General features: G+C 48.4%; 28 protein-coding genes, 1 tRNA gene and 7 pseudogenes. 27 read left to right on the plus strand and 9 right to left on the minus strand.

Annotated features, from left to right (window positions below; all coding sequences use genetic code 11):
• The first annotated feature begins 126 nt into the window (after positions 1–126).
• The 4 genes from OXR04_RS01850 to OXR04_RS01865 all read left to right on the plus strand — a co-directional run bounded on the left by OXR04_RS01850 (position 127) and on the right by OXR04_RS01865 (position 3,048).
• Positions 127–1,239 carry a beta-propeller fold lactonase family protein gene (locus tag OXR04_RS01850; protein ID WP_267369107.1) on the plus strand — a complete coding sequence of 371 codons (1,113 nt, stop codon included), beginning with the start codon at positions 127–129 and terminating at the stop codon, positions 1,237–1,239.
• A gap of 138 nt (positions 1,240–1,377) precedes the next feature.
• The gene (locus tag OXR04_RS01855) at positions 1,378–1,533 is read left to right on the plus strand and encodes a hypothetical protein (protein ID WP_009089509.1); all 156 of its coding nucleotides are present in this window, start codon (positions 1,378–1,380) and stop codon (positions 1,531–1,533) included.
• 284 nt (positions 1,534–1,817) lie between these two features.
• Positions 1,818–2,735 carry a colicin D domain-containing protein gene (locus OXR04_RS01860; protein ID WP_267369111.1) on the plus strand — a complete coding sequence of 306 codons (918 nt, stop codon included), beginning with the start codon at positions 1,818–1,820 and terminating at the stop codon, positions 2,733–2,735.
• A gap of 40 nt (positions 2,736–2,775) precedes the next feature.
• Positions 2,776–3,048, plus strand: a complete 273-nt coding sequence (locus OXR04_RS01865; protein WP_267369113.1) for a colicin immunity domain-containing protein — start codon at positions 2,776–2,778, stop codon at positions 3,046–3,048.
• Positions 3,049–3,082: 34 nt separating this feature from the next.
• Here the strand turns inward: OXR04_RS01865 and OXR04_RS01870 are convergent, their stop codons facing one another.
• Complete coding sequence (locus OXR04_RS01870; RefSeq protein WP_072052735.1) at positions 3,083–3,259, minus strand: SymE family type I addiction module toxin; 177 nt, start codon at positions 3,257–3,259, stop codon at positions 3,083–3,085.
• A 96-nt stretch (positions 3,260–3,355) separates the two neighbouring features.
• On the opposite strand from OXR04_RS01870, the pseudogene OXR04_RS01875 reads away from it, so the two are divergent.
• The 4 genes and pseudogenes from OXR04_RS01875 to OXR04_RS01890 all read left to right on the plus strand — a co-directional run.
• Positions 3,356–3,711 (plus strand): annotated as a pseudogene (locus OXR04_RS01875) (recombinase XerD); the annotation flags it as partial.
• Positions 3,712–4,172: 461 nt separating this feature from the next.
• The gene (locus tag OXR04_RS01880) at positions 4,173–4,634 is read left to right on the plus strand and encodes a hypothetical protein (RefSeq protein ID WP_267369114.1); all 462 of its coding nucleotides are present in this window, start codon (positions 4,173–4,175) and stop codon (positions 4,632–4,634) included.
• Between the two features lie 213 nt (positions 4,635–4,847).
• Entirely contained in the window at positions 4,848–5,483 is a 636-nt protein-coding gene (locus OXR04_RS01885; RefSeq protein ID WP_267369117.1) for a hypothetical protein, read from the plus strand.
• A 199-nt stretch (positions 5,484–5,682) separates the two neighbouring features.
• Positions 5,683–6,060, plus strand: a complete 378-nt coding sequence (locus OXR04_RS01890; protein ID WP_267369119.1) for a hypothetical protein — start codon at positions 5,683–5,685, stop codon at positions 6,058–6,060.
• Positions 6,061–6,122: 62 nt separating this feature from the next.
• Here the strand turns inward: OXR04_RS01890 and OXR04_RS01895 are convergent, their stop codons facing one another.
• On the minus strand, positions 6,123–6,317 hold the full coding sequence (locus OXR04_RS01895) for a SymE family type I addiction module toxin (protein ID WP_267369121.1): 195 nt from the start codon (positions 6,315–6,317) through the stop codon (positions 6,123–6,125).
• Between the two features lie 83 nt (positions 6,318–6,400).
• Between OXR04_RS01895 and OXR04_RS01900 the strand changes: the two genes are divergently transcribed.
• The 12 genes and pseudogenes from OXR04_RS01900 (at position 6,401) to OXR04_RS01955 (ending at position 11,569) form a co-directional block, all read left to right on the plus strand.
• Entirely contained in the window at positions 6,401–6,706 is a 306-nt protein-coding gene (locus OXR04_RS01900; protein WP_267395019.1) for a hypothetical protein, read from the plus strand.
• A gap of 342 nt (positions 6,707–7,048) precedes the next feature.
• Positions 7,049–7,429: a hypothetical protein gene (locus tag OXR04_RS01905; RefSeq protein WP_150029801.1), complete on the plus strand. Its 381-nt coding sequence runs from the start codon at positions 7,049–7,051 to the stop codon at positions 7,427–7,429.
• Positions 7,430–7,437: 8 nt separating this feature from the next.
• On the plus strand, positions 7,438–7,677 hold the full coding sequence (locus OXR04_RS01910; RefSeq protein ID WP_150029802.1) for a hypothetical protein: 240 nt from the start codon (positions 7,438–7,440) through the stop codon (positions 7,675–7,677).
• A gap of 1 nt (position 7,678) precedes the next feature.
• The gene (gene imm45 / locus OXR04_RS01915; protein WP_267369127.1) at positions 7,679–8,011 is read left to right on the plus strand and encodes an Imm45 family immunity protein; all 333 of its coding nucleotides are present in this window, start codon (positions 7,679–7,681) and stop codon (positions 8,009–8,011) included.
• A 300-nt stretch (positions 8,012–8,311) separates the two neighbouring features.
• Positions 8,312–8,404: pseudogene (locus tag OXR04_RS01920) on the plus strand (Imm8 family immunity protein); the annotation flags it as partial.
• 273 nt (positions 8,405–8,677) lie between these two features.
• On the plus strand, positions 8,678–8,839 hold the full coding sequence (locus OXR04_RS01925; RefSeq protein ID WP_267369586.1) for a hypothetical protein: 162 nt from the start codon (positions 8,678–8,680) through the stop codon (positions 8,837–8,839).
• A gap of 46 nt (positions 8,840–8,885) precedes the next feature.
• On the plus strand, positions 8,886–9,221 hold the full coding sequence (locus tag OXR04_RS01930) for a toxin glutamine deamidase domain-containing protein (protein ID WP_267369540.1): 336 nt from the start codon (positions 8,886–8,888) through the stop codon (positions 9,219–9,221).
• Positions 9,221–9,498: pseudogene (locus OXR04_RS01935) on the plus strand (YrhB family protein). Before OXR04_RS01930 ends, OXR04_RS01935 begins: the two are co-directional and overlap by 1 nt.
• A gap of 246 nt (positions 9,499–9,744) precedes the next feature.
• Entirely contained in the window at positions 9,745–10,035 is a 291-nt protein-coding gene (locus OXR04_RS01940) for a hypothetical protein (RefSeq protein WP_150029806.1), read from the plus strand.
• Between the two features lie 117 nt (positions 10,036–10,152).
• Positions 10,153–10,447: pseudogene (locus tag OXR04_RS01945) on the plus strand (recombinase XerD); the annotation flags it as partial.
• 147 nt (positions 10,448–10,594) lie between these two features.
• Complete coding sequence (locus OXR04_RS01950) at positions 10,595–10,933, plus strand: hypothetical protein (RefSeq protein WP_267369130.1); 339 nt, start codon at positions 10,595–10,597, stop codon at positions 10,931–10,933.
• 279 nt (positions 10,934–11,212) lie between these two features.
• A complete protein-coding gene (locus OXR04_RS01955) occupies positions 11,213–11,569 on the plus strand; it encodes a hypothetical protein (protein WP_267369132.1) in 357 nt (118 codons plus the stop codon).
• Positions 11,570–11,620: 51 nt separating this feature from the next.
• On the opposite strand, the gene OXR04_RS01960 is transcribed toward OXR04_RS01955, so the two are convergent.
• Positions 11,621–11,770, minus strand: coding sequence for a SymE family type I addiction module toxin (locus OXR04_RS01960; RefSeq protein WP_267369134.1), 150 nt, complete (start codon positions 11,768–11,770; stop codon positions 11,621–11,623).
• A gap of 178 nt (positions 11,771–11,948) precedes the next feature.
• Here OXR04_RS01960 and OXR04_RS01965 point away from each other — a divergent pair.
• The 4 genes and pseudogenes from OXR04_RS01965 to OXR04_RS01980 form a co-directional block, all read left to right on the plus strand.
• Positions 11,949–12,305: pseudogene (locus OXR04_RS01965) on the plus strand (hemagglutinin repeat-containing protein); the annotation flags it as partial.
• A complete protein-coding gene (locus OXR04_RS01970) occupies positions 12,244–12,843 on the plus strand; it encodes a hypothetical protein (protein WP_267369137.1) in 600 nt (199 codons plus the stop codon). The pseudogene OXR04_RS01965 and the gene OXR04_RS01970, both read left to right, overlap by 62 nt.
• Before the next feature lie 750 nt (positions 12,844–13,593).
• Entirely contained in the window at positions 13,594–14,061 is a 468-nt protein-coding gene (locus OXR04_RS01975) for a DUF6883 domain-containing protein (protein ID WP_267369138.1), read from the plus strand.
• A 14-nt stretch (positions 14,062–14,075) separates the two neighbouring features.
• Positions 14,076–14,267: a DUF4926 domain-containing protein gene (locus OXR04_RS01980; protein ID WP_267369140.1), complete on the plus strand. Its 192-nt coding sequence runs from the start codon at positions 14,076–14,078 to the stop codon at positions 14,265–14,267.
• 64 nt (positions 14,268–14,331) lie between these two features.
• Here the strand turns inward: OXR04_RS01980 and OXR04_RS01985 are convergent.
• The 3 genes and pseudogenes from OXR04_RS01985 to OXR04_RS01995 all read right to left on the minus strand — a co-directional run bounded on the left by OXR04_RS01985 (position 14,332) and on the right by OXR04_RS01995 (position 15,503).
• Positions 14,332–14,532 (minus strand): annotated as a pseudogene (locus tag OXR04_RS01985) (SymE family type I addiction module toxin).
• A gap of 303 nt (positions 14,533–14,835) precedes the next feature.
• On the minus strand, positions 14,836–15,216 hold the full coding sequence (locus OXR04_RS01990; RefSeq protein WP_267369141.1) for a YidB family protein: 381 nt from the start codon (positions 15,214–15,216) through the stop codon (positions 14,836–14,838).
• 26 nt (positions 15,217–15,242) lie between these two features.
• On the minus strand, positions 15,243–15,503 hold the full coding sequence (locus OXR04_RS01995; protein ID WP_267369142.1) for a GlsB/YeaQ/YmgE family stress response membrane protein: 261 nt from the start codon (positions 15,501–15,503) through the stop codon (positions 15,243–15,245).
• 255 nt (positions 15,504–15,758) lie between these two features.
• On the opposite strand from OXR04_RS01995, the pseudogene OXR04_RS02000 reads away from it, so the two are divergent.
• Positions 15,759–15,917, plus strand: a pseudogene (locus OXR04_RS02000) (LysM peptidoglycan-binding domain-containing protein); the annotation flags it as partial.
• 205 nt (positions 15,918–16,122) lie between these two features.
• Here the strand turns inward: OXR04_RS02000 and OXR04_RS02005 are convergent.
• From OXR04_RS02005 to OXR04_RS02015, 3 genes are all read right to left on the minus strand, one after another.
• A tRNA-Asn gene (locus tag OXR04_RS02005) sits at positions 16,123–16,198 on the minus strand.
• A 103-nt stretch (positions 16,199–16,301) separates the two neighbouring features.
• Entirely contained in the window at positions 16,302–17,078 is a 777-nt protein-coding gene (mtfA, locus tag OXR04_RS02010; RefSeq protein WP_267369144.1) for a DgsA anti-repressor MtfA, read from the minus strand.
• A gap of 172 nt (positions 17,079–17,250) precedes the next feature.
• Positions 17,251–17,928, minus strand: coding sequence for a hypothetical protein (locus tag OXR04_RS02015; RefSeq protein WP_046102090.1), 678 nt, complete (start codon positions 17,926–17,928; stop codon positions 17,251–17,253).
• Positions 17,929–18,538: 610 nt separating this feature from the next.
• Between OXR04_RS02015 and OXR04_RS02020 the strand changes: the two genes are divergently transcribed.
• Positions 18,539–19,243, plus strand: coding sequence for a phosphohydrolase (locus OXR04_RS02020; RefSeq protein WP_267369147.1), 705 nt, complete (start codon positions 18,539–18,541; stop codon positions 19,241–19,243).
• 73 nt (positions 19,244–19,316) lie between these two features.
• On the plus strand, positions 19,317–19,598 hold the full coding sequence (locus tag OXR04_RS02025; RefSeq protein ID WP_046102088.1) for an Arc family DNA-binding protein: 282 nt from the start codon (positions 19,317–19,319) through the stop codon (positions 19,596–19,598).
• Positions 19,599–19,844 lie beyond the last annotated feature (246 nt).

Here is a 19,844-nt window from a genome sequence, read left to right on the forward strand (position 1 = left end):
AAACACTTCCGCCGTCACATCTCCAGACTTTTACGCTACCGTTCAGGCAGTTGCACAATGCGCGACGCGCCCGACCTGGCTATCGTCATTCGGATGCCCGGACCCGATAATCAGAAAGGTGATTCTATGAACCGTTTTAAAACGGCGCTGGCGCTTCTGCCGCTGCTCTGTAGCCCGTCAGTATGGGCAACGACCTTTGTTTATGTTTCGAATGCGGAGTCGGGCACCGTCTCCCGCTATGCGCTTAATGAGGCCACTGGCAGCCTGCACTGGCGCGGCGAGACCCCCGCGGGGGGAAAGATTATGCCGCTGGCGGCCAGCCCGGATGGCCAGCACCTCTATGGCGCACTGCGCAGCCCGCCTTACGCCATCGTCAGCTGGCGCGTGACCCGTCCCCATGGCGATCTGCAGAGAATGGCGGTGACACCGGTCGCGGCCAGTTTTCCGTGGATCACCACCGACCGGCGCGGTCACTTTCTGCTGGCGGCCTCCTATGACAGCGATATTGTCACCAGCAACCGGATCGATAGCCAGGGCAGAGTGACGGAGCAGGTCACGGTCGAGGTGAAGACCGGGCCGCACGCCCATTCGGTGATCACCGACGTCAGCAATCACGCCCTGTACGTCGGCAACCTGGGGACCGATCGGGTGCTGCAGTATGCCTTCAGTGACGATGGCGTCATCACCCCGCTGGGTAAAGGGTTCGTTCAGGGCGAGAAAAACAGCGGGGCGCGGCATTCGGTGATCTCACCGGATAATCGCTTTGTCTATAACCTCGCGGAGATGAGCGGCACCGTCACCCAGTTCCGGCGGGCGGCGGATGGCTCCCTGACGGCGTTGAAACGCTGGCCGAATGCGGTGGCGAAGCGCTATAACCTGCAGCACGGCGAGCAGCGCCCGGCGGGCTACAGCGATCCCACGCCACGTATCTGGGCGGCAGACATTCAAATCACGCCGGACGGGCACTTTATCTATGTGACCGAGCGGACATCCAGCACCGTCAGCGGCTACCGGGTCGATAAAGCGTCTGGTGAATTAACGCTGATCGGCAGCTGGCCGGTGGAAAAACAGCCGCGCAGTATCGCGATTGATGCACAGGGAAAATGGCTGATCGTCAGCGGAGAGAAAAGCGCAGTGATAAGCAGCTACGCCATCGACCCCGCCAGCGGCGAGCTGAAACGGGTGTCAGAAGCTCCCGCCGGTAAAGGGGCTAACTGGGTTACGCTCATCGCACAGTAAAGCGGCGCCGTCCGCTTGTTGGCTGGCCGGGCAGGGCGCGTTATGCCAGTTCCGGCATAAGCAGTGCAGAAATTTTTGGTTCAGATCCGGCGGATAAGCAGGTTTACTCAGGGCATCAACTGATGCGGAGAGTCTGAGATGAAACAGAAACTGAAAGCCTGGTTTGAACAGCTGCTGAGCGGCCCTGCGGCGGATGACGCCGGGCGCGATATTAACGTCGAACTGCTGCTGCCGCTGAGCCAGCTCTATGGGCTGGAATATTACCCGGCGGTGCATCGCTACCATGAAAAATAGCGGTTGTTCTCTTCCCGGTTAAAGGCCCGCTTACTGAGCGGGCCTTTTTGCATTTTATAAGCGGCAATGACTCCCGCCCGTAACCCTGAGCGAAACCACATTTAATTCCCGCTCAATCCTCAGCGCTGTTACTTAAATCAGACATCCTGCGTCGATATTCCTTCACAACCGCATTGGATTACATTCATATCGTTAACACTCGCAAAAACACCCTTTGTAAATAATGCCCGTTCCGCCGTAGCGGATGGCACCATCACGGTGCTTTAGTCAGGAGCAGACGCAGAATGTCGCAGCTGGCGGGCAACAACACATCTGCAGGGGCAGCTGGTGCGGCAGGTGGCAAGCTTATGGCCCGCGCTATCCTCAGCACGATGTATCCTGGCAAGCAGGCCAGCGACCTGACGCAGGATGAGAAGCAGGTAGTCAGCTCGCTCAGCCAGCTGGCAGCACAACTATCGGCAGGAGTGACGTCCGGTTCTATAGAGGGCGGGGTTCAGGGGGCGGTTGCTGGAAAGAATGCGATTGAGAATAATGCGCTGGGAGCAATGGCTGGCTCGGATCTTGGGTTCTGGCTGGGTAAAACATCGGACTGTGATACGGCATGTAAGGCCGGTATAGCCAAAGGTGTTGCAGAGGGGAATCTTATTGTCTCTGCTGGCGTAGGTACAGCAGGCGGAGGAGCAATGATTGTTGCTGCTACTCCAGAAATAGCCGCTCTTGCTAAAACTGCTTTGGAGGGATGTAAAACCGCCCCAACAATTTGTCTGAATAATGCCGGTTTACAGGTTGCTGAAGCTGTTACGCCGGGAGGTAAAGGTGCTGCTGGCGCTATAGGCGTTGGAAAGACAGCGGTAGAAGCCACGGCGGCGAAAGTGGAAGCTGTGGCGGCTAATGCGGCGAAGAATACTGGGAAAGGTACATTTAGTAATATTTCTGATAATGTTGCCTTTAGTTCAAAACAACTGGATAAAAAGTTTAAGCATGCAGGTGATTTTGGAGTGGTTACAACCAAGAAAAATAGTGAAACTATTGCTCAATATCAGACAGCTATTAAATCTCATTTAGATAATACATCAACATATGAACATGGTACTTATTTGTTGGTTCCTGAATCGAAAGTGTTTTATAATCCCCAGACAAACAATGTTGTAGTGATTGATAATGCGGGAAATTTTGTCAGTGGATGGAAAAGGATCCAGTAACAAAGCAATATGAAAACTTCATTAAAAATGGAACGTTAAGATGAGTCTTGAACTTAAAGATTACATTAAAAGTTTTATATCAGGAAAAATAGTAGCAAGCGAATTTGCAGATAATTACATGTGTAAATGGAAACAGGAAAGAGATGGTAATTTACTTGGAAATGATGAGGATAAGTTAAGTGAGTTATTATCCAGTACTTTTTGTGCAGCTGACATGTATAACCCTGATGATGACCGTGAAGAATATGAATTTGACGATGTAGAGTTACTAAATGAAGTTAATAAACTTGTATTAGTCTACGAAAAGGAATGAGAGGTCCAGGATTTACGCCGGCATCTTTTAACTGTCACTCAGCCAGCGGCCTTATTATCAGTTGCCCGTGTTCAACTGTGACTGTCACTGGCACACCGGTCATAAACCCCGCCTCTTCCAGCCAGTTCACCTTCAGGTTAAGGCTGGGGCAGCGACTGTAATAGGTAGTTATGTCTTTTCGGTCTACGTGAGGGATGCTGGTATATCCCATCTAAAGCCGCCGTAACGCCTTGGAAATACTCACTTCTGGCTTAGTATCTTGCGCAGCCATGATCAACTCTCAGATAGTTGGTGATGGTTAGCGGTGTTTATCTGCTGGGCGGCAGAGCGAGCATCCACTATGCGTCGGAGATGACAATGCCGGTACTGGAGAGCTGGCAGCGGTATCTGTACCTGTACCGCAAGGAGAGGTTGAAGCCGTTCTCGAGCTGGACACAGCGGACGGCGCTCCAGCCACTTCAGGTTTGGTTCCGCTGGATGACGTGACAGAGTCTGATACTGGCATATCCGGCGGCAGACCCGGAGCTGCCCCGGCTGAAGAAGCATCTGCCGCGCACCATCCTGAGCTTGGAGCAGGTAGAAGAGATACTCAGCCTGTGCAACCTGACGACGCTTCAGGGCGTCCGTGACCGTGCGCTGAGGGAGCTGCTGTGGTCAACGGGTAATGACAGCTGTGGCGGGGGTGAAAAAGTTGACCGGGTGCAGGCGCAGCGCCATGCCGGGGCGGTAGCGTGCGCGGCAGAAAAGGGCGCGTCGGAGCAAAAAGTTATCGCAGCTGAAACGTGACAGGAAAAAGCGGCTGTAAGTGGGGGAAAGCACAGGGAAAAGGTGGTTCGTCGCCAGACTACGTGCCGGTTAATACACTAATGAATTTGGTATTAAGGCTGGAGCTTCAATCGGTATTGACTTCGGTCCCTGTTTTCCAGAATTGTTGGGAGACTTAAGTCGTGATTATTCAACTAGCGCAGGTTTTGGTCCCGGTTCTGTAGGAATCTCTGGCGGAAAAGATAGTGTTTGTATTTCCTTTTCTATTGGGCCAGGCATTGGTTTTACAGGTTCTGCAACTGGTTCTCTTGCCGAAAAAGTAGATCTGAACGGTGACTCCACTAAGGAAAGATATCACTATGATTTCAAATGATTTAGTTTTAAATGTATCATCTTTTATGTTGTTGTTTTTTTTGATTTTATGGGGCGGTTGTTTTTTTATTTTTGTTTATAGGTATCTTGGTGGGGCTAAGGTAGGTAAAGATTCCTTGCTTTATTTTAATTATATTTTTTTTAAACGGAATGCTTTATCAAACTACGCATTGGTTTTTCTTGTTCTTGGATATATTGCTGCAGCAATAGCTGAATATCGAAGAGAGGCTAATAATCTATTTTTAATATCCAATCTTTGCGGCGGGATTTCATTTCTTCTCTTTGCAATGTATGGGAAGTTTTTTCACCAAAGATTAACTGATGATGAGAAACCATTTTATTTTATTAAGGTTTTTTTGACAAAAGCAGACCTATCCTTCGGCTCGATTTTTCTTTGGTTATCGAGAATAGCGTATGTAACATGGCTCATTGTTTTTATTAGCAACTAAAAATTGTTGGGCATAATGCACTGGGTAAAGATGATGATGAGTTGCAGAATGAATTTGGTGAAAAGTGAATTCGTGGATGAAAGAGAGAATATACAGGCAGTCGGGGGGTATGGTTATTATAAATAAATCAGATTCTGCTAAGCATATTCAGGATGCGCTTGCAGCAGGAGAGACTACATCTTTAATCATTAAAATGGATGGAGAAAATAAAGAATGAATGATTCCGTTGAAAAACTGCTGTCAATTTGTAGCAACCCTCTTTCACCACTGGAAGGGGTTAAAGATTGCTCGAAGTTTTTTAGCTCCCCATTATCCTGTGAACTCAATACTCTGCTAGATAGAAAAAACGGATGCTATGGGTTTGAGTCAGCTTTACACGTTTTTCCCTATCAAACAACCCATGAGGAAATCGGTTTAGTAGACTGGAATAACAAAAATCTCTGGATTTCTTCTTATGGAGATATGGCGATTGGTGCACTATATTTTGCTGAGGATATTTTTGGTGGTCAATTTTGTTTGAAGAGTGATGGTGTTTATTTCTTCGAGCCTGAAACTGCAGAGTTCAAGAAATTGACTAATACCATAAATGAATGGTGCGAGATGGTATTATCTGATTATCAAGTCATTACTGGGTACACACTGGCTCATTCATGGCAAAAAATAAATGGCCCCATACCATCAGGATATCGTTTGGCTCCGAAAATTCCATTCGTTGCTGGAGGTTTATACGAGCTTGATAATCTTCATATTTGCAGGTCACTTAAGTTGATGAAAGCCGCAGCTAATATCGCATTACAAATAAGAGACACTCCGGATGATAGTAGTGTACAACTAGTTGTAATAAATTAAATGTTATGTGTTTTAACCTGAAGGACTTTTAAATTACAATTTACTTGCTGAGTTTCTCCCAAACCTGGAAAGCTGATTGTCGGAGTGCTGTTCAGGATTCGGGCTACCATCATGACAGGGCTTGTCGCCAGCATCATATCCTTTTGGCTGACGAGACAGCACTTGAAAAGGTATTGAAACAGCTAAGAAGATAGAGAATATGACTTTATTTGAAGAGTGTCAAAAGGCACTTAGTGCCGATTTCGAAATTTTTGAAGGACAGGATGAGAAAAAAGCTGTTGAAATTCTTAATAGCTACTTTTTTGTAAAAGGAGTTATTTCGTGGGAAGAAATTGAACATGCAGATTATGAAAGCATTGATGATTTATTAAATGTAACTACCATGAAAAACACAGAAGTATACGTTCTTGTTGATGATGCCAGCATTCCGGTTTTCAGGACAAAATTGAGTCTGATAGCTAAAAATATTTATGACGTTATAGCTTTATCACCAAGGTTATTTATTTTTAATGATGAAATTATACTACAACCTTTATTTCCAACAGAAATCTTCCGTTTTGGAATAAGATCCAGATGAAATATAATCTGAAAAATAAACCTCAGACGGTTGGCTGGGGCTGATTTTTCAGTCAGTTACTCTTAAGTCCCCAGCTGGATGATCAACTGCCCCAGACTGGTGATCAATTCGATCTTCTGCCCGGTCGTAAAATCCAGCGTCTCCAGCCAGCGGCTGTTGAAGGTGAGGTGTGCCAGTGGGTTCGACTGGCCCTCATCAGGCCGGTATCCTGCACCCGGCCCGTGCCTGAATCCTGGCGCTCGCAGAGTTCTTTCCACTCTGTTTTATCGGTCACGGTTGTTACCGACAGCGTGCTATCCCGCAGCAACAGCCGGATCGGCATGTCGGTAGAAATTCGAGCGTGGCCAACTGGCCACCCGTGATAGACAGTTCCGGATTGGATGCAGCACTTCAGCTGAGCACCAGCGCGGTGACGGCGAAGGTACAGAGCCTGTCGGGAGGAAACGTGGCGCAGTTGATTAGCGGCGCGTCGGCACCTTATCTTGCGGAAAAAATAGATGCTCTGACAACGGACGCGAAGGGTAAGGTGAATACCGAAGCGGACCTGATGGCGCACGGGGTGCTGGGGGTGGAAATCTCGTATGCGACGGGCTACGTAGCGTTGTCCAGAGCATCGGGCGCGGTGATGGGCGAGTACATTGCATAGAAATACTGGGGCGCGGACACGCCGGAGAAGATAGCGGCACTGGGACAGCAAGACCGTGAGCAGCTGAGCCTGCTGGGCACGCTGGCGGCAGGACTGGCGGGTAACAGCAGTGCTGCAGCGACGAGCGGTATGGTTGCCGGGAAAAATGCTGTGGAGAATCATCTTTTGTCTGCCAAACGCAGTCAGTAGCGTTAAGAGAAACTGGCTGTATGTAATGGCGACAAAGCTTGTGTTGCGGAGGTTCGTCGAGAGTTTGGGCCGGAATCGGATGAACAGCGGCAGCGGGTAGAAACCTGTTTCAGTGCGGCAGACTGTTACACAGTTGAGCAGGAGCTGAAGTCCATGCGTGCAGAGTACAGCCAGCAGGAATCGGCACTGGCAGAAAAAGCACGTACACAAGGGGTTGGCTCGTTAAGCGAGGCGGAGCAAAAAGAGTGGATTGCAGCCCGTAGCGCTTTGACGGGATTGGATTCACAGATAAACCTGTCGTTGCACCGTGCGCAGACAATGGGTGGTTCGGCGGAGGTCTCGGCGGAAATCATCAATGTGATGGGCCACGCGGCGATTGCTTCGGCAGCGGGAGTTGCCGGAGGGATATCCAAAGCTGGTGCGAATGGCTCAAAAAACAAGGTGGTAATATTTAAAAATTACCTAACGGGCAGCAGGTTAATCATTTTGAAGAGAGTTTATATAATCTTCCGTCTGGAGAACGGGCTGCTCTAGTTAAGCAAATGGTGGAGCAGGTAGCGCCATCGAATGGAATGGTAAAAAATAATAAACTGACCGGGATAAATAACAGGGATGGTTATCCTGGTAATGATGGTCACTTATATACGGTAGATACACCGTATGGTCGATTTGAACAGGTGAATGCTCAGACGGGCAAGCTTCGGGGAGAAATCGATATGGGGATGATGCCAATAAGTTATAGTATGGATAAATCCGGCCGCCATGATTTAAAGGTAAAATAATATGCAAGAGCCAGTAAAATTAATTGAAATAAAAAACATAGCGTTAAGACATGGGAACATTTTTCGCCTTCCTGCTGTGTGGCCATATGAAGCCCTGGTCGATTTTATGGTTGTTGATTTATCTAATGCTGACAGACCTTATGGGTTAATCGTGTCATCCGGTCATAAGCCTGGTCTGATATTAGTTAAATTACCTGCTGAATGTTGTTTATCAGAGGTTAGAGGCCTCAGTGTTGAATGGGTAATGGATAACTGGGATAAATGGATTTACCCAGAGTGCGATGTGAAAGACGTATATGTAATAGACCGATATGAGATCATTGATTCTCAATGAGTAATAACGACCCCGGCCATTGCGTCGGGATCGATATTTTTACCGGTTAGATCCTAATTTCCGCCTCAATTACCAGCCGCCCACGCTCGACGATGACGATAACCGGCTCTGGGTTGACGATGTTGCTGATCGAAAAGGGTTGATTAGTGCTTATGGTTTAGGAGGATATCGTTACCCTGATACAACACCAAATGATCCAGCACATTCAAACCCAACGGGTATACAGGCTAATTTTGAAATATACATAATAAATTCGGCAACTGGAGAGCGGGTGCGTGTTGGTAGCGGCCATATGAGTATTATATCAACCAGTGTGAAGGTGAAGACTGGATGGAGATAGCGCAGAAGCTCTCCCGCGTCTTTGCCTGGGAATATGAAGATTACCAGCCTTGAGCAAGATCCCGGCCCTCGTGCAGGGATCGTCGTTATTAACAGTCAGATTCTCCGTGCCGCCGTCATTCTGCTGTCCTTGAGCCTGATCGGCGGGGTTGCCTGAAAAGCATCAATCCCCGGACAGGAAATGTTTTGTGGCCACTGCCCGTGGGCCGTGTCCCCAAAACCACCCGGTCAGGTCGATGCCCCGACACCCCTCGGTTAAAACAAAAATCCCCGGCGCAGGCCGGGTTGAGGTGTTGGTTACCCGGCGAATTTAAGGCCGCCGGGATAATGCTTAATCCAGCTAGCGGCGGCGTCCGGGTCAAAGGGTTCGATGCTCAGCCCTTCGACTATATCGCGATGGCTGGCGTTCATACCACGGCGGCGATAGGTAGTGCGGTTTATGGGATGAAGGGTACAGGAGCAAGTGGGGGGGAATGCTGGCTCTATTAAAAATGTTAATCCAGGATACCCGGAACCAGGCAGAACACATAACTGTGTGAACTGTTCTGTTTCCACTGGTGCTACTTTGGCTGGAAATCCTGCATCGGCGTTGCCTGTAAATCATAAAAACGGTATCCCGTTGGCCGTTTTGGAAATCCAATACGGTACGAAATTTAAGTATATTTCTTCGTCCGAAAGCATTACACAGCAAATGAAAAGTGCAGGCTCAGGTTCCCGAGGAATTGTTTTTGGTTCATATGAGCCGGGTCAACCTGGACATGTGTTTAATGTTGTAAACCAAAACGGAACAGTCCGATTCCTTGATAGGCAAACGGGTAAGCCTGCTGATCTCAGCCAGTTTAAACCATTCCAATTACTGAGGACGTATTAATGGTTAATTTTATAGAGGCTGTAAAAAAAGCGACAGAATATCTAAAGGATACAGATGTTCCGGTAATCATTACTCTTCAAGGCCGTTTTCTGAAGGATGGTTTTTTTGTTTTCAATCTCGAGAGTATCTTGAAACGGGAGAATTTTCTGCTCAACTCGCAGGTAATTCGCCTTTTCTAGTTGATAAGGATACAGGTGAAATACATGAACTTGGAACTGCGTATCCTATTGAAAAATACTTACAAGATTATGAAGAAAAGAAAAACAACCTAAGTTAGAATAATTACGGCCATCGAGCCGGAATATTTTTATCTGCCGATTACACCTCAGCCAGCCGGATGATCAACAGAAGCCAGGTAGTGAAAAACCGAAATATGATGGTGGGGCTGATCAAATTTTTATGCCAGGAAATTATCCATCAGAATGAATAAAGTCGTTGCGTGACGGTAAGACTGGTAAAGTTTATACCTATGATAAATTTAGAAAGTCGTTTCCTGATCAAGTGACAAATAAAAGGTGATTAGATGTTAACAGAGAATGACATGCAGGATATATCAAGGCTTATAGATCTGTTAAATAAGGTCATCGCATATGCCGTTGAAAACGAAGGTAATGACTTGCGTTATAAGGGAATCCTTAAGTCTTTAAGAATACTTGAGGGCAATCAGCGTAATGGCCTTCCAAATTTATATAATCATATCATGGGTGATTTTAGAATGATGGTTGATCGAGGGTTGTATGGTGATCAATATATAGATGAAATAACAAATGAAGTATATAAAATAATAAAGTCAAATAGCTTGTTTTATAAATAGTCAACAATGTGATCCCGGATACCGAACCGGTCGGGGTGACGCCGGACGTGGTAATCAGGGGAAAAGAAAAATCGTCATCCGCGCCGCTGCCTGCGGTCGGGAAATCGAGGGTGACCCATGGGCAACCGTAAACCTCACGCCGATGCGCTGCTGACGGTGGATGAGGTGTACAGAAAGCCCATCGGCCCGGCCAGCGACCCGAAAAGCCTGTATGCGCTGCTGCTGCGGTTCGTGGCGTCGGGAGCGGAACTGGTCGGAGACCACGCTAAAGACGCAAACCCATCATCAGTATTGGTTCGTCCTGTGGGCGGCGGGGCGCAGGTTGTACTATGGACGTGACATCACCTTACCGATACTGGAGCACTATCAGCGTCACCTGTACCAGTACCGCAAGCAGAACGGGGAGCTCCTGCACCCGGCCCGCGCCTGAATCCTGGCGCTCGCAGAGTTCTTTCCACTCTGTTTTATCGGTCACGGTTGTTACCGACAGAGTGCTATCCCGCAGCAACAGCCGGATCGGCGTGTCGGTAGAAATTCGAGCGTGGCCAGCTGGCCACCCGTGATAGATAGTTCCGGATCGGGTGCAGCACTTCAGCTGAGCACCAGCGCGGTGACGGCGAAGGTACAGAACCTGTCGGGAGGAAACGTGGCGCAGTTGATTAGCGGCGCGTCGGCACCTTATCTTGCGGAAAAAATAGAGGCTCTGACAACGGACGCGAACGGTAAGGTGAATACCGAAGCGGAACTGATGGCGCACGCAGTGCTGGGCGCGGAAATCTTGTATGTGGCGGGCTACGCAGCGCTGTCCAGAGCATCGGGCGCGGTGATGGGCGAGTACATCGCGCAGCAGCTGTATGCGGGCGTTAAGCGTGACGACCTGAGAGAAGAGCAGTGGTAAACGATCAGTGCGCTGGCAACGCTGGCAGCGTAGTGAGTGACAACACTACATATGTTGTTGCGGGGGACTACCGGAAAAAATGCTGTTGGGAGTAATGCTTTGAGGGGCAAAACCGGAAATGATAAAGATGAGCGGAAAGAGGAGCGTGGGGATCATTCATTAAAAATCATACCGATAAATCCGATGGCTCCGGGGATTTTTAACGCGTATGGAGAAGCTCAGATAAAGGAAATGTCTAAAACTTGAGTGCCAAAGATACCGCTAAAAAGGTAAGGTTAAATGATTACTGAGAATGAGCTCAATGAATTTGAGGAAGCGATATTAACTGGGGTTACCGTTGGAGTAGGGTCATTGGTTTTGCTGTTCTCATCAGGAACACGCATACTGATCCAGTGTCCCTTTAGATGTGAGGAAAAAAACGCTTTTCATATAGGGCATGGAGAGGATATATCAACAAGTAATCTCCTGTTTTCATATCTTAATCAGAGGGTTGAGTTGTGCTCTTTGCTAAATGGTGAAATTTTAAAATTATTCTTTGGCAACGAGAAAAATATGTATATCGTTCCTGAAAACAACGGCTTTGAATCTTATGTAATTACTACAAGCCAGGGTGATTATCCTGTAATCGCTTACTGATTAAAATCCCGGCTATCAAACCGTGATTTTAATTTTATCAGCCATTTACCCTTAAGTCGCCAGCCGGATGATCAACTGTCCTGGCCCGGTAATCACTTCAATCCTCTGTCCGGTCGTAAAACCCAGCACTTCCAGCCAGCGGCGGTTAAAGGTGATCTGTGGCAGCAGGTCCGGCTGGCCCTCATTCAGCTGGTATCCCACTTTGTAATAATGCGCCTGTGATTGGCTGTCGGCGGTTGTGGATGTCTATGACTACTGATACGTGTCAGTCCTAATAAACTCCTCAGCAATAGGTTATGAGCAGCAGGATCGGGTGTCCGGGCTTACTGCCCGGCAAAGGGAAATCTAAGAAGAATAGCGTTAAAACAGCAGCAGCAGCGGTGGTGGTGTGGGCATCAGTATTGGTGCCGGACAGGGTAGTGCGGACATCAGCATGTTTGGCAGCGTTTATGGTATTAAAGGCAAAGAGAACGGCAACGGCACGCGATGGACTGAGACCACACTGGACAGTGGCGGCAGACTCAGCCTCACCAGCGGGCGGGACACCACACTGGATGGCGCACAGGTCATCGCAAACGCAGGCCGCGATTTAACCCTGACCAGCCAGCAGGACAGCGATCGTTACGATTCAAAACAGACCAGCTATGGCGCGGGCGGCAGGACTGGCGGGCGGCATGGCGGGCAACAGCAGTGCTGCGGCGACGAGCGGCGCGATTGCTGGGAAGAATGCGGTTGAGAATAATGCGGTGTCAGGCATAGACGGATTTGGTAGTGGTTTCTGGGATAATAAGCAAGCCCAGGGATCACTGGTAAATAACACCAATCTTGTAGATGAAACTGGCAAAGTCCTGAATCCGGCAACACCAGAAGAAATTAAGTATGCCTCTGATAAACTGGTCTCAGGAGATTTACCTGCCGGACAGAATCCGGCAACCGGTTTATTAACGGCGTGGGGTTCTGGTGCTACTGCTGTTGTGGAACTAGTTCTGTTGCCATCTGGTGCAACAGCAGGAAGTATCATTGGGGCAGGTGTTATTGGGGGTTCCGCAAATATCCTCAATCAGCTTCAGAGTGACGACCCATTTAGTGCCACCGATGCGCTTATTGCTACGGGCGTCAGTGAATTAACACAGGGCAAAGGGTTCTGGCTCACTGAAGTAGCAGGTATAACTGGTGCTTATGCAGGGGCTGAGTTGCAAGTAAAAGAGGAACTTCAAATTGTTGCTGGGGCTGCTTTTGGTACGGGGGGGGTGCTGCAGGAGGCAGAGCAGTAAAGATAGGGAATAAATATCTACCTTTAATTTCAGAAAAAGCAGTTGGTTTGGCTGGCGCTGTAATTGGTTCCGGAACTTCAGAGGTCGCTGGCTCTGAACTTCAAAAACAGTTGGAGAATAAATAATGAAAAACATTATCCTAGTCATAAGGCTGATCTTTTTTTTCTTTCTTATAACCACATTAACTCTATTTTTTGTTAGGTTAGGTGTGGCATCTTTTTTTATGATAAAAAATGGAGTCTTTATTTATGAATGGCGAGAAAGTATATTCGATTCGATACAAAGAGGTGCGGTTATTGGTTTGGTTTTAGGTGTTGGTATTATGTTTTTATCGAGATTAAAATGAAAGTAAGTTGAGAATAACTCTCTCGCCGATATCGCGCAGGCGCAGTCTGAAGGTAAAACGCTTGAGCAGAAGGCCGGTAAGCAGGTTGAAGCCGAAAACGAGCGCTATAAGAAGGCCAACTGCGGCGGCATGAGCGCCGAAACCTGCTCGGTGAAGATGTATCAAGAGCGGCGTGAAGCGTTGAAAGATATGGCGTCAGCGAGTGCAGAGCTTGGCAGCGACTTTAGATGTTGGCAGGTTGCAGGCTGATTATGCTAACCGTACCAGTGAGTTGCTGGAAAAAGCCCGAGCTGATGGCGGTCTGAGTCCGGCAGAACAGAACGAGCTTTCCATCCTTCAGGTAACGACGCTCCAGCTTGAGGTGGACAGAAATACAGCGATTCATAATCCGTTGATGTTCGTTGATGTCCGATGATTCGGAGGAGGCGAAGCAGCTAGCCATAAACTCTCTGGTTCAGGCGGTTGGAACAAGTGCAGCGGGTATTGCGGCAGGAGTTGGGAAAAATAAGCCTAACACTGGAGAAAGTGCAGTCAAAAATGGAGTGAAAAACGCATCTGAGACGCAAACTAGTGTTGATAGTAAATTAACTAATTATCTGTTAGCAAAAGATCATCCTGTTGGCGGAAGCAAAGCTGAATGGTGTGATAAAGCCCTCGGTTTTAACCAAGGGAATTCAAGCGATGTCGCGAAACAAATTGTCTTTGAACCAAGCAAAGCGGTGAAAACAGCAGAAACGCAGCTCGGTGTTAAATATGACCAGGTAATATCTATCACTGGTGCTAACGGAAGAACAATAGATGTGAAATTCGGTTGGATTAAGAATAATGATGGTGTCGTTAGACTTGTGACAGCTATTCCGGCCAAGAAATAACTGGTGCTAAAATTATGATTAAAGAATATGACGTTGTTAAGTCCACAAAAGCCTTATCTGACGCAATAGCCGCAGGATGTAAGGGTGCTGTTGTCATGGTACATACAGAACCTACAATAGGTTATGAAGTAGAATTTGTTGATGAAAATGGTGAGACGTTAGATGTTTTGACTGTTTATCCAGATGACATTCAGCTATTGAACTAATATTACGCTCCAATAAATGAAATCCCGGCCTTATTGCCGGGATTTTACTTTGTGGACCAGAAGGTTATCCTTCATTCGTCAGCCGGATGATCAACTGTCCCGGCCCGGTGATCGCTTCGATCTTCTGCCCGGTCGTAAAGCCCAGCGCTTCCAGTGAGCGACCTTAAATGGTCAGTTGTGGCCGCGGGTTCGTCTGGCCTTTATTAGCCCGGCATCCTGCTGCGTAATCATGCGACCGTGATCTGCTGGCGGCGGTTTTGGGCATGCATATCACTGATTATGATGCGTGTCAGCCTTAATTAGTTCCTAAACTAAATATTATTATGTGCCTGACCAAAAGGTAGGAAAAAGCAGTATCATTCATTCAGGTGGGTAGTAAAATAATTTATAGATTTCGTCTGGCAGAGAGTGAAGGATAAGATAAAAATTTTTTTATAAAAGTAAATGAATGCCTTTCATTAACCTTTAGCAGGGTTTTTCAGTAATTGTCTTAATTCATCCTGACTCATTTAAAAGATAAAAGCCTCATACTTTCGCAACAGGCTTTTATCTTCCTTTTATCTCATCCTCAATGCATCAACTGGCTAATCACGCCGGTCACATCGAGTTTTTTATTAACGACACCTTCCGCTGAAGCCTTGTCCACCAGCTGAGGCAGATATTTCACCAGCAAGTTCAGTGCATCGCTGGTGTTGATACCCATCCGCGCAGCCAGTTGCTCAATCGCTTCTGACTTAATCATCTTCTGCACCATGTCACGGCTCAGGGCAACATTCTCCTCATCGCCGAGCCAGGAGTTCACTACCTCACTGTACTCACCACTCTGAAGATGGTTCACAATCGCGTGTAAACCGCCTTGCTGCTCAACCCACTCCAGCACACCTTTCACTTCCTGACTGGTCTGATTATTCAGGCCGCACATGGCCAGCACCTGGTCCAGTAAAACCATTCCGTTAATCCCCGATTTAAAATATATCAAGACTGCCTGCAGGCTCTGATTTTATGAATGATGAACAACACGATCACTAATCCCGCTGTCGCAATAGCAATGCTGTATATATTGAAACCGCTGACCTTGCCAAAGCCCAGAAAGGTGCTGACTAACCCGCCAGTCAACGCACCCACAATACCGAGTATCATGGTCATGAAAATACCCATATGTTCCTTACCCGGCATAATACATCTGGCGATGATGCCGGCCAGCAACCCAAATACTACCCATGACAATAGACCCATTTCCTGCATCCTTTATTTTTTATTAATCCTATCAGCGTTTAACTGTGGTTTAATTCGTCAATTAAGAGCGGGTGTATCGTACGCCGCCTGCCTTTTATCTGGCAATGGTTTTTTCTTAATTAAATTAAACGTATCGGAAACAACGGGAGAAGAATTATGAGCATTCTGGATAGTATTAAAAATATAGGTGAGGAGTTGTTAAATACCGATAATAAGAATGTTGAAAATAAGCCTGATATCACCGCAGCAGGCAAGCGAACCTACACGGTAAAATCCGGTGACACGCTCAGCGCCATTGCAAAAGCATTCTACAGCGATGCCTCTCATTATATGAAAATCTTTGAGGCCAACAAAAATATTCTCAGCAATCCGGATAACATCGCGCCAGGTCAGGTGTTAATTATTCCGGAATAATCAGCAGCCAGCAGTTCACAGAGCGTGGCCTGCTGGTTTTTATTTGCCGCTTACAGTGATAAAGGATTTCTGACAGGGCAGAGAGCATTTACGGTGTTCTGGTTTAGTCAGCTTTGCGAGAAAACAGGGCTGTTGAGATGAACAAAGAGTGGGGCATCTGAAAAGCAAAAAAGCAGCTATCCGGGGATAGCTGCTTTTTCTAATCTGGCTCCTCTGACTGGACTCGAACCAGTGACATACGGATTAACAGTCCGCCGTTCTACCGACTGAACTACAGAGGAATCGTTGGAATGAGGCGAATATTAACGGGGTCGCCCCGAGGTGTCAACAGCAAAAAATACATTATCATTCAACTGGCTAGGATTAACACAAAGCGATCGCGATTTAAGCAATTTGTACGCTGTCAGTGGCGATTCGGCTCAGGGGATCCTGCTGATAGAACTGACGCAGATGCTGATACATGGCCGGAAAGCGCTCAGCCAGCAGAACCGGGGCGGTAAAAAAGTATTCGGAGAGTACGGCGAAGCACTCTGCCGGATCGCTGGCGGCGTAGGGATCGATAGTCGCCGCCTGTTCTCCGACCAGCTCGACCTCACTCTCTATCTCCGCCATCGCAGCATGTAAATCCTTTTCCCATTGCGCCACGTCGCGCAGCGGGATCACCGGTACGCCGCTGGTGTAGCCACTGCCGCGCGCATCAAGTTTGTGGGCGACTTCATGGATCACCAGATTGAAACCAGAGAGATCGAAAGAGTCCTGAATATCGAGCCAGTTAAGCACCACCGGCCCCTGCGTCCAGCTCTGACCGGCGTGAACGGCAGGCGCACTGTGAACCAGCCCATCCTCATCCTGCCACTGATCGTCAACTTTAAACGGCTCTGGATAGATCAGCACATCATGAAAACCGTCCAGCCATTCCAGCCCCAGTTTCAGCACCGGCAGAGAGAAGAGCAGGGCGATGCGCACGCTGCGCAGTTCATCCAGCGCTGTTCCTTCCAGCGGCACCAGCTTCTTCTGTTGCAGGAAGCGTTGCGCCAGCGCTGTAAGCGCCTGCTTTTCGTCTTCACTGAGCAGGCTGAAGATAGGCTGGGCCAGCCCCTGCTGCCAGGGCAGCGCAGCCAGAAGGGTATCGTTTTGCGTTTTCCAGGGCCATTTAAACATCGCAACTCCTGCACAGAACCGGACTCTTTCGCTATCCTGACGCGCCAGATATAAAAATGCCAGCATCGAATGCTGGCACCTTTGTTCCGGCTGCAGGCCTGAGGGCTGTCTATTCAACCCGTTAGCGCGGCCGTTGTCTGTGATACAGCCCGCAAAGCGCAGGGCTGAAGGGCTAGTTGCGACCCACCCGCTGAAACTCAATCACCCAGACCCAGGGATTCACTTCCCAGCTGGTCGCGCCATACTGTTTTTGCCAGGCTTTGCGATAGGCCTCTTTCGGCGACTCTGAGTTCACGTTCATGGTGAAGAAGTTATTGAGGAAGTGCGAATCGGTCTGTACGCCCTCCGCCATAATGTCATCTTCGCTGATATCCTGAATCTTCTCAGCGCGAACGCCGGTGATCTCCAGATTGATGCGGCTGGCCCAGCGCGGCATATGGATGGCGGTCTGCCAGCCAAACTCTTCCGCTTCCGGGGTACTCATCGCGTGCTGACCCAGCTCATTGCTGTCGGCGCGGTACTGACAATATTCCGGCAGGCGGAACGGCGTCGGGTCACGCTCATATTCGGCCAGATCGCTCTCCGGCACCATCGGACCGCGCCAGGTTTCGCGTACCCACAGCAGATCACCCGGTTTACCATAAGGACAGTGATAGCTGATGTCGCTCATCGACATCAGTTTATAGCCGTGCAGATGATTCGCACTGACATCAAAAGCGTGTACGCCTTCATGATGATCCTGACCCGGACCAAAAGCCTGAGTTTTCATAATGCGCCGGGTTTGCGTTTGCTGGCCAACCAACAGGGCACGGACACGCTGTTCGGAAAAAAGAATCGGCCGTTCTTTCATGGAATACCTCTTGTTATTAGTAAAACCCGGTTACTGCTGTATACGTCCATTTGCTTCACATCTCATAACTATCATAAAAGCTTTAAATCATTTTGCTTAATAATTTGTCGCCTGACAGTCACTTTAAAATTGTCACAGAGGTAGTCAGTATTCCGCAAAATGCAAAAAGTGCACCAGAGCTTATCATGCAACCTTCGCCAGACGACGAATAGCCGGGATACAGTACGTTATAACGGTAAAAATGGGAACCTTTTCAGATTTTTTCCCCTGTCAGCGGCCACACTTTTACAAATAATGACGTGACAAAAGCCTCTTCCGTACCCTCTGGCAAGGCTATCCTGTTCAGATTAAACATTACCCCCGTTAAACTAATCTTCTTAGCCACAATTTATTAAGGAAAGGCTGAAAACCGATGAAATTGCGGTTATTGTCTGACAGAGATGCTATACAGATGATCCAGATCTCATTTTTCTGCCGGAAATTGCTGGCAGCCCCGCTCTTATCAACCGCTCTGTAAAAAAAATGTCATTAGCCAGTCGCTATGATGGCCTGACGTTCGCGCACCGATCACGACAGAGAACTGCTGTCGATCACCACAGGGAGATAGACTATGTCACTTACACTCTGGCAATCCCGTTATGAAAGCTGGTTTCAGGCGAACTGGGTCCATGACGACGGCGCGCACGATATCGCCCATCTGCGCCGTGTCTGGATGAGCGCACAGCGTATCCTGAACGGTACTCCCGCTGATCCGCTGGTAGTGCTCACCGCCTGCTATTTTCACGATGTGGTCAATCTGCCGAAGAATCATCCGGAACGTCATCTGGCCTCCACTTATGCCGCTACGGAAACCCAGCGCATTCTGCAGCAGGATTTCCTCGACTTCCCGGCAGACAAGATTGATGCGGTGATGCACGCCGTCAAGACTCACAGTTTCAGCGCCGGTATCCCGCCTCAGACCCTGGAAGCCAAAATCGTTCAGGATGCTGACCGGCTGGAATCGCTCGGTGCAATTGGACTGGCACGGGTTTTCTATACGGCCGGAGCACTGAATCGCCCGCTGTTCGACAGCCAGGACCCGCTGGCGAAAGATCGCGAACTGAATGATGCGCTGTGGACGCTGGATCATTTCCAGAAGAAGCTGCTGCGTCTGCCGGAAACGATGCACACGGAAGTGGGGCGGATGCTGGCTGAACATAACGCAGATTTCCTGGTGCGCTACATGGCGAAACTCTATGCAGAGCTTCAGGGAAATCTGGTGGGAATGGACGAGGCCGTACTGCGGGATTTCACGCCGCTGCGCAGTGAATATTAAATTTTTATGACAGTATGTTAATCGAAACGGTCATCCGGTAGCGTGTGAGCAATAACAAAAAAGGAGCTGCCTGATGACCGAAACTGTTAATTTAACGATTAAAATTGATCCTGAATTAAAAGAAACGATTAAACAGCTGGCGCTGGAAAACCAGATTTCCATGAGTCAGGAGATTGTGCAGCGGTTGCAGGCCAGTCTGGAAACGCATCCGCATCCGGCGATTGATAATCAGGACATTACCGAAGCGGCGGCGGAAGCCTCAGCCGCTTCTGATGCACAGGCCGATGGATTAAGCGCCAGCGAACTGAAACAGATACGGTTGCTGCTGAAAAAGCAGAGCAAGAAGAAGAAATAAACATGAAACCCGTCGCCAGACGGGTTTTTTTTGCATCAGGCTGGACTGATTTGTGGTGAGACTGTGCCTGCGAAGAGAACAGGGTCAGATCGGAAAGACGCAAAAACCGTCATCCCTGACACGCTCGACCCGCGCCATCCCTGGCGCGGGACGCTTTCCTCTTCTGATCCTGTTCCCTGCGCGTTGAGCTTATTCGTTGCTGTTGAACTCGCTTTGTCTGGGCCTGCATCATTAGGTGGGTTTTCT

This window comes from Pantoea sp. GM_Pan_3, assembly GCF_026541045.1.
Classification (GTDB): domain Bacteria; phylum Pseudomonadota; class Gammaproteobacteria; order Enterobacterales; family Enterobacteriaceae; genus Pantoea; species Pantoea anthophila.

Excerpts from the sequence above, each read along its gene's own strand:
- OXR04_RS01910 (WP_150029802.1), top strand. The coding sequence starts at position 7,438 with ATGGTGGAGCAGGTAGCGCCATCGAATGGAATGGTAAAAAATAATAAA.
- OXR04_RS01925 (WP_267369586.1), top strand. The coding sequence starts at position 8,678 with ATGCTTAATCCAGCTAGCGGCGGCGTCCGGGTCAAAGGGTTCGATGCT.
- OXR04_RS01885 (WP_267369117.1), top strand. The coding sequence starts at position 4,848 with ATGAATGATTCCGTTGAAAAACTGCTGTCAATTTGTAGCAACCCTCTT.
- OXR04_RS01855 (WP_009089509.1), top strand. The coding sequence starts at position 1,378 with ATGAAACAGAAACTGAAAGCCTGGTTTGAACAGCTGCTGAGCGGCCCT.
- OXR04_RS01865 (WP_267369113.1), top strand. The coding sequence starts at position 2,776 with ATGAGTCTTGAACTTAAAGATTACATTAAAAGTTTTATATCAGGAAAA.
- OXR04_RS01970 (WP_267369137.1), top strand. The coding sequence starts at position 12,244 with ATGGCGGGCAACAGCAGTGCTGCGGCGACGAGCGGCGCGATTGCTGGG.
- OXR04_RS01890 (WP_267369119.1), top strand. The coding sequence starts at position 5,683 with ATGACTTTATTTGAAGAGTGTCAAAAGGCACTTAGTGCCGATTTCGAA.
- OXR04_RS01995 (WP_267369142.1), bottom strand. The coding sequence starts at position 15,503 with ATGGGTCTATTGTCATGGGTAGTATTTGGGTTGCTGGCCGGCATCATC.
- OXR04_RS02015 (WP_046102090.1), bottom strand. The coding sequence starts at position 17,928 with ATGAAAGAACGGCCGATTCTTTTTTCCGAACAGCGTGTCCGTGCCCTG.
- OXR04_RS01980 (WP_267369140.1), top strand. The coding sequence starts at position 14,076 with ATGATTAAAGAATATGACGTTGTTAAGTCCACAAAAGCCTTATCTGAC.
- OXR04_RS01870 (WP_072052735.1), bottom strand. The coding sequence starts at position 3,259 with ATGGGATATACCAGCATCCCTCACGTAGACCGAAAAGACATAACTACC.
- OXR04_RS01850 (WP_267369107.1), top strand. The coding sequence starts at position 127 with ATGAACCGTTTTAAAACGGCGCTGGCGCTTCTGCCGCTGCTCTGTAGC.
- OXR04_RS01955 (WP_267369132.1), top strand. The coding sequence starts at position 11,213 with ATGATTACTGAGAATGAGCTCAATGAATTTGAGGAAGCGATATTAACT.
- mtfA (WP_267369144.1), bottom strand. The coding sequence starts at position 17,078 with ATGTTTAAATGGCCCTGGAAAACGCAAAACGATACCCTTCTGGCTGCG.
- OXR04_RS01990 (WP_267369141.1), bottom strand. The coding sequence starts at position 15,216 with ATGGTTTTACTGGACCAGGTGCTGGCCATGTGCGGCCTGAATAATCAG.
- OXR04_RS01860 (WP_267369111.1), top strand. The coding sequence starts at position 1,818 with ATGTCGCAGCTGGCGGGCAACAACACATCTGCAGGGGCAGCTGGTGCG.
- OXR04_RS01975 (WP_267369138.1), top strand. The coding sequence starts at position 13,594 with ATGTCCGATGATTCGGAGGAGGCGAAGCAGCTAGCCATAAACTCTCTG.
- OXR04_RS01880 (WP_267369114.1), top strand. The coding sequence starts at position 4,173 with ATGATTTCAAATGATTTAGTTTTAAATGTATCATCTTTTATGTTGTTG.
- imm45 (WP_267369127.1), top strand. The coding sequence starts at position 7,679 with ATGCAAGAGCCAGTAAAATTAATTGAAATAAAAAACATAGCGTTAAGA.
- OXR04_RS01940 (WP_150029806.1), top strand. The coding sequence starts at position 9,745 with ATGTTAACAGAGAATGACATGCAGGATATATCAAGGCTTATAGATCTG.
- OXR04_RS02025 (WP_046102088.1), top strand. The coding sequence starts at position 19,317 with ATGACCGAAACTGTTAATTTAACGATTAAAATTGATCCTGAATTAAAA.
- OXR04_RS01905 (WP_150029801.1), top strand. The coding sequence starts at position 7,049 with ATGCGTGCAGAGTACAGCCAGCAGGAATCGGCACTGGCAGAAAAAGCA.
- OXR04_RS02020 (WP_267369147.1), top strand. The coding sequence starts at position 18,539 with ATGTCACTTACACTCTGGCAATCCCGTTATGAAAGCTGGTTTCAGGCG.